The organism is Micromonospora sp. DT63, assembly GCF_049841615.1.
In the GTDB taxonomy this organism is placed as follows: Bacteria; Actinomycetota; Actinomycetes; order Mycobacteriales; family Micromonosporaceae; genus Micromonospora.
This window is the reverse complement of record NZ_JBNCKQ010000002.1, coordinates 652449-665233: the sequence shown is the minus strand read 5'-3', so window position 1 is coordinate 665233 and position 12785 is coordinate 652449. Positions and strand designations below refer to the sequence as shown.

Below are 12785 nucleotides of genomic sequence, written 5' to 3'. Positions count from 1 at the left end.
GCCCTAGCGCAGGTGCCCGTCCCCGGTGACGACGTACTTGGTGCTGGTCAGCTCGGGCAGACCCATCGGACCCCTTGCGTGCAGCTTCTGCGTCGAGATGCCGATCTCCGCGCCGAACCCGAACTCGCCCCCGTCGGTGAACCGGGTCGAGGCGTTCACCATGACCGCCGCCGCGTCGACCCGGGCGACGAAGTCGCGGGCGGCGCTCGCCGAGTCGGTGAGGATCGCCTCGGTGTGCCCGGTGCCGAAGCGGCGGATGTGCGCGACCGCAGCGTCCAGCGACTCGACCACGGCGACCGAGATGTCGGCCGACAGGTATTCGGTGGCGAAGTCCTCCTCGGTCGCCGGGACCACCGCGGCCGAGTGCGCGGCCACCTCGGGGGAGCCGTGCACGGTCACCCCCGCCTCGGCGAACGCGGCCAGCATCGGCGGCAGGAACGCGTCGGCCACGTCGGCGTGCACCAGCAGCGACTCGGCGGTGTTGCAGGTGGACAGGCGCTGCGTCTTGGCGTTCAGCGTCACCGCTACGGCCTTCGCCACGTCCGCGGCGGCGTCGACGTAGACGTGGCAGTTGCCCACCCCGGTCTCGATCACCGGCACTGTCGACTCCTCGACCACGGTGCGGATCAGCGACGCGCCGCCGCGCGGGATGAGCACGTCGACGAGCCCCCGGGCGCGCATCAGCTCCTTGACCGAGTCGCGGGAGCTGGCGTCGAGCAGCTGCACCGCGTCGGCCGGCAGGCCGGCCCCGGTGATCGCGTCGCGCAGCACCGCGACCAGCGCGGCGTTGGAGTGCGCGGCCGAGGACGACCCGCGCAGCAGCGCCGCGTTGCCGGACTTGAGGCAGATCCCGGCGGCGTCCACTGTCACGTTCGGGCGTGCCTCGTAGATGATGCCGACCACCCCGAACGGCACCCGGATCTGGCGTAGCTCCAGGCCGTTGGGCAGGGTCGAACCGCGGACCACCTCGCCGACCGGGTCGGGCAGCGCGGCCATCTGGCGCAGCGCGTCGGCGATGCCTGCCACCCGGCTTGCGTCGAGGGCGAGCCGGTCCAGCACGGCCGCGCTCAGCCCGGCTTCGCGGCCGGCCGCCAGGTCCGTCTCGTTCGCGCTCAGGATCTCCGGTGTACGCGCCACCAGCGCGTCCGCCATCGCGACCAGCGCGGCGTCCTTGACCGTACGGGTGGCCACGGCCAGGTCGGCGGCGGCGTCCCGCGCCCGTCGCGCCTGCTCGACGACGCTCATGCCGGCACTCCTCTTCGCTCCGCGCCGTCCTGCGGCACCGACGCCCTGAGCTGATGATTCATTCGCTGGCGCTCACTCATCGACTACTCCTCAGCTGGGCGGTTGGCTTACAGCAGCACGAGGTCGTCACGGTGGACGACCTCCCGTTCGTACGCCGGGCCGAGCGCCGCGGCGAGTTCGGAGGTGGAGCGGCCGAGCAGCCCGGGCAGCTCCACCGCGTCGTAGTTGACCAGGCCACGGGCGACAGGTGCGCCTGCGGTGTCGACCAGGTCCACGGGGTCGCCAGCGGTGAATGTGCCGTCCACGGCGGTGATGCCGGCGGGCAGCAGCGACTTGCGTCGCCCGACGACGGCGGCCACCGCGCCCGGGTCCAGGTGCAGCCGCCCTCGGGGCGAGGTGGCGTGGGCCAGCCAGAACAGCCGGGCCGTCGGGCGCTGCCGCTGCGGGTGGAACAGCGTGCCGACGGGCTCGCCGGCCAGCGCCGGTGCGGCCAGGTCGGCGGCGGTGAGCACCACGGGGATGCCGAAGCCGGTGGCGATCCGGGCCGCCTCGACCTTTGTCACCATGCCGCCGGTGCCGACCCCGGACCGGCCGGCGCCGCCGATGGTGATCCCGGCGAGGTCCTCGTCGCTGCGGACCTCCGGGATGCGGGTCGACTGCGGGCGGGCCGGGTCGCCAGTCCAGAGCGCGTCCACGTCGGAGAGGAGCACCAGCAGGTCGGCGTGGACGAGGGCGGCCACCAGGGCGGCCAGCCGGTCGTTGTCGCCGAATCGGATCTCCTCGGTGGCCACCGTGTCGTTCTCGTTGACGATCGGCACCGCGTGCAGGTCGAGCAGTTTGCGCAGCGTGCGGTACGCGTTGCGGTAGTGCGCCCGCCGGGTCACGTCGTCGACGGTGAGCAGCACCTGCCCGACGGTGCGGCCGTGCCGGGCGAAGCTGGCCGCGTACCGGCCGATCAGGAGGCCCTGGCCGACGCTGGCGGCGGCCTGCTGGGTGGCCAGGTCGCGCGGACGTCGGATCAACCCGAGCGGGGCGAGGCCGGCGGCGATCGCGCCCGAGGAGACCAGCACGACCTCGCGTCCCTCGGCGGCGAGTCGGCCCAGGGTGTCGACCAGCGCGTCGACCCGCTCGTCGGCCAGGCCGCCGGTGGCGGTGGTCAACGAGGAGGATCCGATCTTGACGACGACCCGTCGGGCGGCCGTGACTGCGTCGCGCACCCGCCCATTCTGCGTGGTCACGCCCGCGTCGCCCGGCGGCGTTCCCATATGGTGGCCGATTGTGACTCCTGACGAGTACGTCGAGGCGGTGCTGGACCTCGTGGAGCGGATCCCGGAGGGTCGGGTGATGTCGTACGGGGCGGTCGCCGACGCCCTGGCCGAGCGCTCGGGTCGTGCCTCCGCGCGCCTGGTGGGCTCCATCATGGCCCGGCACGGCAGCTCGGTGCCCTGGCACCGGGTGGTGACCTCGTCCGGGCGGCTGCCGCCGGGGCACGAGCGGGAGGCGCGGGCCCGGCTGCGGGCCGAGGGGGCGCCGTTGCGCGGCGAGGGCGTGGACATCACGGCGGCGGGCTGGTCGCCGGAGGAGGGGATGTGACGCGCGCCATAACGTGAGTAACATTCGGCCCCATGAGCCAGCCGCCGGGTGTCGCCGGCCCGCCCGCTGTCGGCCAGTTCGCCGCCGGCCCTTCCGTCGCGGGTCCGCTGCCCCGCCCGGTGCACGCCGGATACGCGCTCGGCTCGCTGGCCACCGGCGCGTTCGGCACGGTGCCCGGTCTGCTGTTGCTGCCGTACCTGACCGACACGCTCGGCGTGGTCGCCGGGCTCGCCGCCCTGCTGGTCCTACTGCCCAAGGCGTGGGACGTGCTGGTCAACCCGGTCGCCGGGCGGATCTCCGACCGCACCCGCTCGCGCTGGGGCGCACGCCGGCCGTACCTGCTCATCGCCGGTCTCGCGCTCGCCGTGCTCTTCGCGGCCATCTTCGCCGCGCCGTTCGGCAACGGGCCGGCCGCCGCGGCGTACGTGGCGCTCGCCTTCCTCGCCACGGCGACCGCGTTCGCCTTCTTCCAGGTGCCGTACGTGGCGATGCCCGCCGAGATGACCGACGACTACGCCGAGCGCACGCGGCTGATGACCTGGCGGATCGCCGTGCTGGCGCTGACCATCCTGGTCTCCGGCGCGGTGGCACCGCTGGTCGTGCGGGCCGGCGGCGACGGCGTGCCCGGGCACCGCTGGATGGGCCTGTTCGTGGCGGCGCTCATCGTCGTCGGCGCCCTCGGCGCGTTCCTCGGCACCCGGTCCGCGCCAGGTGGTGTGGTCGGCGCCAGCGAGCCGACACTGCGCGCCCAGCTCGCCGTGGCCGCCGCCAACCGACCGTTCCGGGCGTTGCTGGTCTGCTTCGTGGTGCAGTCCGCCGGCGTGGCGACCATCCTCGCCGGGGTCAACTACTTCGCCGGGCAGATCCTGCGCGACGAGCAGACCGGACCGACACTCCTCTTCGCCTGCTTCGTCGGGCCGGCGTTGCTGGTGATGCCGCTCTGGTCCCGCGTCGGCGCCCGGTTGGGCAAGCGGGCCGCCCTGGTCGCCGCCGGGCTGATCCTCGCCGCCGGCGCGCTCGCCCTGGTCGCCGCCCCGCTGCTGCCCCCGGTCGTCGTCTACCTGGTGGTCGCGGTCCTCGGCGTCGGGTACGCCGGGCAGCAGGTGTTCGCGCTGGCCATGCTCCCGGACTGCATCGCGTACGACACGGCGCGCACCGGCCGCCGGCAGGCGGGCGTCTTCACCGGCCTGTGGACCGCCGGGGAGACCCTCGGCCTGGCCCTCGGCCCCGGGGTGTACGGGCTGGTGCTCCAGCTCTCCGGCTACGTCTCCTCCGACACCGGTACGGCGGCGACGCAGTCCGACACCGCGAGGCTCGGTGTTCTGCTCGGCTTCACAGTCCTGCCAGCACTACTGATAGCCCCGCCCCTCCTCCTGCTGCGCCGCTACGACCTGACCGCGACGGTCCTCGCCGCGGTCACGCCGCACGGACGCGTCGATCATGGAGTTGTGGTGGGGGACGAAAGCGGTGAACGATGACAAGAAAGGCACCACGATTTCATGATCGACGAGAGCAGGGTCTCGGGCGGGGCGCTGTCGTCCGACGGGGTGGCCGCGGATGTCGCGCTGGCGGAGGTTCGACGGCTCCGCGCCGCTGATCGGCCTACGCACGGGGGTCGGCTGTTCGCGTACGTGTACGACCCGGCGGTGCCGGGGCTCGACGACCTCGCCGCCGCCGCGCACTCCGAGAGCGCGCACGTCAACGGGCTCGACCCGACCGCTTTCCCGTCCCTGCTGGCCATGGAGAACGCGCTCGTCGGCGCCGCGGGCCGGGTGCTCGGTGGTGGGCCGGGCACGACCGCGCCCGACGTGGTCGGCAGCGTCACCAGCGGCGGCACCGAGTCGCTGATCCTCGCCGTCAAGGCGGCCCGCGACGCACATCCGGAGATCGCCGCACCCCGGATCGTGGTGCCGGCGAGCGCCCACGCCGCGTTCGCCAAGGCGGCGCACTATCTGCGGGTGGCGCTGGACGTGGTGCCGGTCTCGCTTGACACTCTGCGCCCCGAGCCGGCCGCGATGGCCGCCGCGATCGGGCCGGAGACGGTGCTGGTCGCCTGCTCGGCGCCGTCGTACGCGCACGGGGTGGTGGACCCGGTGGCCGAGATCGCTGCCGTGGCCGCCGACGCCGGGGTGCGCTGTCACGTCGACGCCTGCTTCGGCGGCTGGACCCTGCCGTATCTGCGTCGCCTCGGCGAGCCGGTGCCGGCGTTCGACTTCACGGTGCCCGGGGTCACCTCCATCTCGGTGGACCTGCACAAGTACGCGTACGCGCCGAAGGGCGTGTCGGTGCTGCTGCACCGCAACGCCGCTCTCCGTGCGCCGCAGTACTTCGCGTACGCCGACTGGCCCGGCTACACGATGATCAACCCGGTGATCGCGTCCACCCGGTCGGGCGGGCCGATCGCCGCCGCGTACGCCACCCTGCGGCACCTGGGCGACGCCGGCTACCTGCGGCTGGCCGCCGTGACCCGGGACGCGGTCGCCGGCCTGGCCGACGCGGTCCGCGCCGTCGACAGTCTGCGGCTGCTGGCCGAGCCGGAGTCGACAGTCGTCTGCTTCACCGCCACCGAGGATGGCCCCGACCTGTTCGTCCTGGTGGACGAGCTGACCGCGCGCGGCTGGCACACCCAGCCCCAGCTGTCGTACGCCGGTCTGCCGGCCAGCGTGCACCTCACGGTGACCGCCTCGGTCGCGCCCCGGGTGGCCGAGTTCGGGCCGGATCTCGCCGCCGCTGTGGCGGCGGCCCAGGCTGTCGGCCCGGTGCGGCTGCCCGCCGAGTTGGCGTCCCTGGTCGGTGCCCTCACCCCCGAGGCCCTGACGCCGGAGGTGGTCGCCGGCCTGGCCGGCGGGCTGGGGCTGGGTGGCGGGCCCGACACCGGCGCGTCGGGGCCCCTGCCGGATCGAATGGCGCTGGTGAACACGCTGCTCGACGCCGCCCCGCCTGCGTTGCGCGAACGGCTCCTGGTCGAGTTCGTCGCTCTGCTGCAACGCCCCACCTGGGGTTCGGACGACTGAACGCCGGTGCCTCACCCCGACCGGGGTGGGGCACCGACGTCCGGCTCAGAGCGCGCCGGGGAGTTGCACCTGGTTGTCCTTGTCGGCGAGATCGCGCCACTGTCGGTCCTGGGCGTCGAAGTGCGTGACATGGAAGGCGCGCGTCATCGCGTCGGCGCCCGAACGGTCGGGCACCAGGTGCACGAAGGTGTAGCGCCGCGACTCACCGGCCGGCACCCCCGGCAGCAGGCACGAGTTGTTGTCGTTAGCTGCCGCCACCTTCGGGTCGCACCTGGACCAGTCGCCACCCGTCGGCTCACCCAGGTTGAAGCCGCGCAGCTCGACCTGTGCCGCATCGACAGGCCCCGCGTTCTTCACTGTGAAGACCGTGGTCAGCTTGCGGCCACCCGGCGCGTCGACAAGCGTGTGGGTCATTGACAATCGCAGGTCGGTGAGCCGCGGATCCTTGCCGAACTTGGTGGGACCGTCGGTCTGGGTGAACCGGCCCCCCTTGAACCGGTAGGTGCGCAGCTGTTCCTGCGGCCAGTAGCTCGGGGTGTCGCAACACGGTTGCAGGTCGGCCACCCGCACCTGGACCGCGCCTGCCGCGGTGACCTCCAAGCCGCGAATGTCCTCGACACCGTCGGTGGTCCGCACGACTCTCCCGAGCGTCACGATCCGCCCATCGTCGTCCCTGTCGAAGGCGACCACCTGCTTCGCCGACGCCTCGCCGTACCGGCAGGAGACGACGGCGACCGTCTCCTCGGCGCCGTCCCCGTCCAGGTCGGCGTGGCCCACCTCCAGGTCGCTCAGCAGCGGAACGAAGTTCTTGTTCGCGCTGGTCGCCAGCCGCACGTTCGACGTGGTGCAGGTCGACGGCAGGGCCGGCGGCCACGCCGGCAGGTCCAGGCGGGCGGCGAGCAGCTGGCTCCGGCTGATCCGGCCGTCCGGGGCCTCCGGGTCGGCTGTGGGCGTGGAAGTCGGCGACTGGCTGACCGACGGTGTGGGCGGCGGCGGTGCCGTCGTCGGCGGCAACGTCGGGTCGACGGACTGGGCCGGGACCGGCGGCGTCCGGTCGCCCTTCAGCGCTGCGTTGGCGACGACCGGCGCCAGCACCAGGACGACAGCCGCCGCGGCGACGGCCACGGCCCTCGTCCGCCGCCGCCGCCGCAGGGTGCGTCGGGCCTGGTCGGGACCGGGGCCGACGGCCCGGGTGGTGACATCGACGCGGTACGCGGTGAACCGCTCGCGCAGCCGCGGTTCGAGATCAGACATTGGACACCCCCTCGGTGTTCTCGTCGAGCAGTCCGGCAAGGGCGGTCCGGCCGCGGTGCAGCCAGGACTTGACGGTTCCCTCCGCCACCCCTTCCTGAAGAGCGATCTGGTTGACCGACAGGTCGGCCAGGTAGTGCAGGATGACGGCCCGCCTGTGGTTGGCGGGCAGTTGTGCGAGCGCCGCGTCGATAGCCACCCGGTCCGGTGTCGGGCCGTCCACCTCGGCCTCGGTGCGCCGCTGCCGCAGAAGGTGATTGCGGGCCGTGCGCAGCCGACGCCAACGGCTGCGGGCCAGGTTCCAGGCGACCCGGCGAACCCAGGCCACCGGATCGTCGTACCGGACCAGACGGTCCCAGCGCGCCAGCGCCCGGCAGAACGCCTCCTGGGCGAGATCCTGAGCGTGGCCCAGATCCCCCGTGTACGCGCAGAGTTGGGCAGTCACGCTGCGGAAGTGCGCGTGGTAGAAGTCGTCGAAGCTGATCACGACCGCGTTCACCCCTGCGGCCGTCAACGCCGCCGGTGGTTCGTTGGCGCGGGCTCCCATCGTTGCTGTCACTGCCCCTCCCCGTTGGCGCCGGGGCCGGTGCCCTGGCGCCGGTAACACTCCACCGCTGTCGATCTGGTTGCGCCCCGCGGGGCCGCTAATCCGACAGTCGGCACGAGCGACGCGACTGTCGCATGCCGACACGGCCGCGCTCGGTGAGCGCGGCCGTGTCCCATCCCGGTCGGACCGGGTCAGCGGTAGGTGATCACCGCAGTGTTGTCCGGGTCGTAGACCTCCTGCACGAAGTCGAAGCTCGCATCCATCGGGCGTGCGTCCACGTCGGCCTTCCCTGTGCCGACAGTGGTGCCGGCAGCGACCCGGAAGCCCAGCGTGAGGCGGACCTCCTTGCCGGCCCCGAGCTGGTTCAGGTCGCAGGTCAAGGGCTCCCGGGTCTTCTCCGGGTCGTTGCGGCAGGCCGCCCAACCGTTCCCGTCCGGGCGGACCGCCGCCGGCAGGCCAAGCCGTAGCGCCACGTAGGCCGCAGGTCCGCCGGCCCCGTTGCGGATGCGCACGGTGATCGTGCCGGTACGGGAGCCGTCCGGCGCGTCGGCCAGCACGAGGTTCGTGGCGCTGACGACGAGGTTGACGTCGTGCGGGTTCGGCCCGAAGCTCGTCGGCCCGGAGACCTGCGCGAACGACCCGCCCTCGAGGCGGTAGCCCCGCCACTGTCGCTGTGACCATTCACCGGGCCAGCCACCACCGGGTGCGATGTCGCCGACCTGCACCCGCACGGTGCCGTCGTCCACCACGTCGAGGGCGAACAACCACTGTGGCTTGTCGATGCTCGTGGCGACCACCCGGCCCAGTGTGACGATCCTGCCCTGCTGGTCGCGGTCGAAGGCGACCACCTGCATGGGCCCGCCGCTGCCGAGCACGCACTGCACCAGCGCCACCGCCTCCACCGCGCCGTCCCCGTCGACGTCCCCCTGGTCGAACGCCAGCAGCCAGTTGGCGCCCTCACGGTCGTCACCGCTGAGCCGGATGCCCGACGTGGGGCATCCCCGCCCGGCTCGCCACGCGGGCAGGGTCACCGCCGCGCCGAGCAGTTGAGCACGGCTGATCTTCGCGCTCGGGGCGGTGGGGAGCGGGCTGCCACTCGTGGCGGACGGGCTGGGGGTCTGGCTCGCCGTGCCGCTCGGGGTGGGCGACGCGGAGATGGTCGGCGTGGGGTCGACCGGGCCCGGCTCGCGGTCCGGGCCACTCATCGCCGCGTACCCAACGGCGGCCCCGCCGAACAGCGCGAGCACCGTCGCGGTGGTGGCGGCCAGCCGGCGACGGCCGCGTCCCCGAGCCGTCCGCCGCACGGCGGCGGGCCCGGGTACCTCGACCTCCGCCAGCGCGGTACGGCGATAGGTGGCGAACTCTTCGGCGAGGCCGAGGATCTCCTGCTCAGACATCTCGCACCCCCTCGGTGGTGTCGCGTAGGTGCGTCGCGAGGGCCGCCCGGCCCCGGTGCAGCCAGGACTTGACGGTCCCCTCGGCGACCCGTTCCTGGGCGGCGATCTCGGCGACCGTCAGGTCGGCGAGGTAGTGCAGCACGACAGCCCGTCGCTGCTTCGGTGGCAGCTTGGCCAGCGCGGTGTCGAGGGCGACCCGGTCGGGGCTTGGCTCGGCGACGTGTGTCTCGCGCTGCCGCAGCAGCCAGGCCTGCGCGGTCCGCAACCGCCTCCAGCGGTTGTGGCCGAGGTTCCAGGCGACCCGGCGCACCCAGGCCAGCGGATCGTCGTACCGGGCGAGTCGGCTCCAGTGGGTGTACGCCCGACAGAAAGCCTCCTGAACCAGGTCCTGCGCCTGCCCACGATCACCGGTGTACGCCGTGAGCTGCACCACAAGCGATCGGAAGTGGGCGTGGTAGAAGTCGTCGAAGACCAGTTCGGCAGTCGCGGGGACGGGGCTTCCCGGCGGTTCGGGAGGCGGTCCGCCCACCCGTACTTCTCTCGTCACAAGCACTCGTCCTCCCCGTGGCGGGCGCAGGCGGCGTGTTCGCCAGCACCGGTCACACAATCGGCTGCGCCCACCGGTTGCGGTCGAACCGGTCGGGTTGCCTGTCCGGTCCGTGACACGCGGCTGTGATTCACTGTGGGATGAGGAGAGGGGACGTCCGTGCAGCTACCGGCAGTGCTCGGTGAGCCGATCCGGTTCGTGCTGAACTGGGGGCGCCGCTACTCGCTCTGGGTGTTCAACTTCGGCCTGGCCTGCTGCGCGATCGAGTTCATCGCCACCAGCATGGGTCGGCACGACTTCATTCGGCTGGGCGTGATCCCGTTCGCCCACGGCCCCCGGCAGGCCGACCTCATGGTGGTCTCCGGCACCGTGACCGACAAGATGGCCCCGGCCATCAAACGGCTCTACGACCAGATGCCCGAGCCGAAGTACGTCATCTCGTTCGGCGCCTGCTCGAACTGCGGCGGCCCCTACTGGGACTCGTACTCGGTGACCAAGGGCGTCGACCAGCTCATTCCGGTCGACGTCTACGTGCCCGGCTGCCCGCCCCGCCCGGAGGCGCTCCTGCACGGCATCCTGCGCCTACAGGAGAAGATCGCCGCCGAGCAGTCCGGCATCGGCGGCGTGCCGCAGCGGGATCTGCTCGCCGCACCGCTGGACGCCCCGCCCCGCGAAGCCGCCGCCCCGCGCTCGGTCGACTCCCTCACCGCCCCACCGGTACGCCCACCTGCCACGAACTGACGGCGGGCTGGCCGGGCCCGGCTAGCCTGCGCATCATGAGCAATTCCGTAGACCGGCGGTCCGCCCACATCGTCGACGTGCTCACCGAGGAGTTCGGCGCGTCGATGGCGATCGACCCGGCCGCCTTCCGCCGTAAGTTCCGCAAGATGGCCGCGTCGCCGTTCGCCTTCTACCGGGGCAGCGCCGCGTTGTTCTACGCCGATCAGCGTGGTGACTTCGCCGACGACAGCTTCCTCGACGAGCGGACCGGCCGGGTGTGGATCCACGGCGACCTGCACGCGGAGAACTTCGGCACCTACATGAACGCCTCCGGGCAGTTGGTGTTCAACGTCAACGACTTCGACGAGGCGTACGTCGGGCCGTTCACCTGGGACCTGCGCCGGTTCGCGGCCAGCGTCGCGCTGCTCGGCTACAGCAAGGCCCTCTCCGACACCGTGATCGGTGAGCTGGTGGCCGGCTTCGCCCGCTCCTACCTGACCGAGCTGCGGGCGATCGCCGCCGGCGGGGACGACGCGATCGGCTCGATCACCCTGGAGAACGCCGACGGCGTGCTGCGTCGGGTGCTCCAGCAGGCCCGCCTCAACACGCGGGTCGACCTGCTCGCCGAGCAGACCACAGTCGACAACTACGAGCGGCGGTTCTCCATCGGAGACGGGGTCTTCGAGGTCGACGGGAAGACCCGGGAGCGGGTTCTCGCCGCCTTCGAGGAGTACCTGGGCACCCTGCCCGCCGCCTCGGCGCGGCTGCGCCCGGTGGCGACGCGGATCAAGGACGTGGTGCTGCGCAAGGGCGTCGGCATCGGGTCGGCCGGCCTGCCGTCGTACAACCTGCTCCTGGAGGGGCACACGCAGGCACTGGAGAACGACGTCGTGATCTACATGAAGCAGGCGCAGGTCCCGGCGGTGGCCCGCTACTCGACCGACGAGTCGGTGGCCGGCTACTTCCAGCACCAGGGCCACCGGACCGCCGAGTCGCAGCGGGCGTTGCAGGCGCACGCCGACCCGTGGCTGGGCTTCACCGAGCTGGACGGTGCCGGGCAGCTCGTCGCCGAGGTCTCCCCGTACGCGGCCGACCTGGACTGGTCCGACGTCAACGAGCCGGACGAGCTGACCGGGGTGCTGGCCGACCTTGGCCGGGCGGTGGCCCGGATGCACTCGGTCGCCGACGACGAGTCCAGTCACGACCTGGTGGACTACTCCACCGAGGAGGCGATCGTCGCCGCCGTGGACACCGACGCGACGGGTTTCGTCACCCACCTGGTGGACTTCGCGCACACGTACGGGGTCCGCGCCCGCCAGGATCACCAGCTCTTCGTGGACCTGTTCCGCAACGGCCGGCTGCCGGGCATCTAGGGCCTTCAGGAGGCGAACTCCAGGACGACCTTGATGTCGTCCGGGCCGGGGGCGTACGCGTCGGCGTACCTGTTCACCGGGACCCGTCGGGTGATCAGCGAGGAGAGCCAGACCTGGTCGGCGCGGGCGAGTGCCTGCGCGGCCATGGTCCAGTGCCGCCGGTTGGCGTTCACCGAGCCGAACACCACGTTGTTCTCCAGCACCAGCGCCCGGTTGAGCGCCCCGGCGTCGAAGTCGATGCTCCGGCCGCCGCTGGACACCCCGGCCAGGCAGACGATGCCGGTCGGCGCCGCCTTGCACATGACGTCGAGGACGACAGTGGGTGCGCCGGTGCACTCGATCACCACGTCCGGCTCGAACGGCAGGTCGTTGACCGGCACCGCGTGGTAGGTGGCGCCGAGCCCGGCGACCAGCTCCGGCTTGGGCCCGTCGGTGGCCCGGTCCAGCACGTGGACGGTGAGCCCGCGCTGGGTGCCGAGCAGCGCGGCCAGCAGCCCGATCGGCCCGGCGCCGGTCACCAGGACGGTCTGCGGCTGCCACTCGGCCCGGTGGCCGATCCGCTCGATGTGGTCCCACGCCTTGGCCACCACGCTCGTCGGCTCCAACAGCACGCCGACCTGGGCCAGCACCGGGTCGAGGCGGACCGCGAACTGGGACTCGATCCGCCAGCGGTCCCGGGCGAACCCGGGCAGCGCCTTGATGCCGTGCTCGGTGTACAGACCGTTGCGGCACATGTCCCACTCGCCCACCGCGCAGTTGGGGCAGGGCACCGGGTCGGGGTGCCGGACGATGCCGGCCACCAGGTCGCCGGGTTGCAGGGTGCCGCTCGCATCCTCGATCACCCGGCCCAGCGACTCGTGCCCGATGATCAGGCGGTCCGCACCCGGCGGCGCCTCGCCGTACTCCCCGGCGATGATCTCGTGGTCGGTGCCGCAGATTCCCACGGCAAGCGCCTCGACCAGGACCGCGCCCTCCTGCGGCGTCGGTTCCGGCTGATCCTCGACGAGGCTCAGCGAGTTGGCGACCCCGGGGTTCACAGTGACAGCGCGCACGCCCTCATCTTTCCCCGCCGACGGGCCCGCCGCCCGGTAAAGCGGG

Annotated in this window: 12 protein-coding genes; 5 read left to right on the top strand and 7 right to left on the bottom strand. The window is 72.7% G+C overall.

Going from position 1 to position 12785, the window contains the following annotated elements; translation table 11 throughout:
* Positions 1-3: 3 nt before the first annotated feature.
* Together ACLQ27_RS09925 and proB are read right to left on the bottom strand one after the other, a co-directional pair.
* Entirely contained in the window at positions 4-1245 is a 1242-nt protein-coding gene (locus tag ACLQ27_RS09925; protein WP_425866428.1) for a glutamate-5-semialdehyde dehydrogenase, read from the bottom strand.
* Positions 1246-1352: 107 nt separating this feature from the next.
* Entirely contained in the window at positions 1353-2510 is a 1158-nt protein-coding gene (gene proB, locus ACLQ27_RS09920) for a glutamate 5-kinase (RefSeq protein ID WP_357494565.1), read from the bottom strand.
* Positions 2511-2523: 13 nt separating this feature from the next.
* On the opposite strand from proB, the gene ACLQ27_RS09915 reads away from it, so the two are divergent.
* The 3 genes from ACLQ27_RS09915 to ACLQ27_RS09905 are packed head-to-tail and all read left to right on the top strand — an operon-like array spanning position 2524 to position 5852.
* On the top strand, positions 2524-2838 hold the full coding sequence (locus tag ACLQ27_RS09915; protein ID WP_357494563.1) for an MGMT family protein: 315 nt from the start codon (positions 2524-2526) through the stop codon (positions 2836-2838).
* Positions 2839-2870: 32 nt separating this feature from the next.
* Entirely contained in the window at positions 2871-4316 is a 1446-nt protein-coding gene (locus tag ACLQ27_RS09910; protein ID WP_425866425.1) for an MFS transporter, read from the top strand.
* 21 nt (positions 4317-4337) lie between these two features.
* Positions 4338-5852 carry a pyridoxal phosphate-dependent decarboxylase family protein gene (locus tag ACLQ27_RS09905; RefSeq protein WP_425866423.1) on the top strand — a complete coding sequence of 505 codons (1515 nt, stop codon included), beginning with the start codon at positions 4338-4340 and terminating at the stop codon, positions 5850-5852.
* Positions 5853-5897: 45 nt separating this feature from the next.
* On the opposite strand, the gene ACLQ27_RS09900 is transcribed toward ACLQ27_RS09905, so the two are convergent.
* From ACLQ27_RS09900 to ACLQ27_RS09885, 4 genes are all read right to left on the bottom strand, one after another.
* Positions 5898-7106: a hypothetical protein gene (locus ACLQ27_RS09900; protein ID WP_425866421.1), complete on the bottom strand. Its 1209-nt coding sequence runs from the start codon at positions 7104-7106 to the stop codon at positions 5898-5900.
* Complete coding sequence (locus ACLQ27_RS09895; protein WP_234590253.1) at positions 7099-7662, bottom strand: SigE family RNA polymerase sigma factor; 564 nt, start codon at positions 7660-7662, stop codon at positions 7099-7101. Before ACLQ27_RS09895 ends, ACLQ27_RS09900 begins: the two co-directional genes overlap by 8 nt.
* Positions 7663-7841: 179 nt before the next feature.
* Positions 7842-9047: a hypothetical protein gene (locus ACLQ27_RS09890; RefSeq protein WP_425866418.1), complete on the bottom strand. Its 1206-nt coding sequence runs from the start codon at positions 9045-9047 to the stop codon at positions 7842-7844.
* Entirely contained in the window at positions 9040-9600 is a 561-nt protein-coding gene (locus tag ACLQ27_RS09885) for an RNA polymerase sigma factor (RefSeq protein ID WP_425866416.1), read from the bottom strand. The genes ACLQ27_RS09890 and ACLQ27_RS09885 overlap by 8 nt, the downstream gene beginning before the upstream one ends.
* 153 nt (positions 9601-9753) lie before the next feature.
* Here ACLQ27_RS09885 and ACLQ27_RS09880 point away from each other — a divergent pair, with 153 nt between their 5' ends.
* Positions 9754-10335 carry an NADH-quinone oxidoreductase subunit B gene (locus ACLQ27_RS09880; protein WP_357494550.1) on the top strand — a complete coding sequence of 194 codons (582 nt, stop codon included), beginning with the start codon at positions 9754-9756 and terminating at the stop codon, positions 10333-10335.
* 35 nt (positions 10336-10370) lie between these two features.
* Entirely contained in the window at positions 10371-11687 is a 1317-nt protein-coding gene (locus ACLQ27_RS09875) for a DUF2252 domain-containing protein (RefSeq protein WP_425866414.1), read from the top strand.
* Between the two features lie 5 nt (positions 11688-11692).
* Here the strand turns inward: ACLQ27_RS09875 and ACLQ27_RS09870 are convergent, their stop codons facing one another.
* On the bottom strand, positions 11693-12739 hold the full coding sequence (locus tag ACLQ27_RS09870; protein ID WP_425866412.1) for a glucose 1-dehydrogenase: 1047 nt from the start codon (positions 12737-12739) through the stop codon (positions 11693-11695).
* Between the last annotated feature and the right edge of the window lie 46 nt (positions 12740-12785).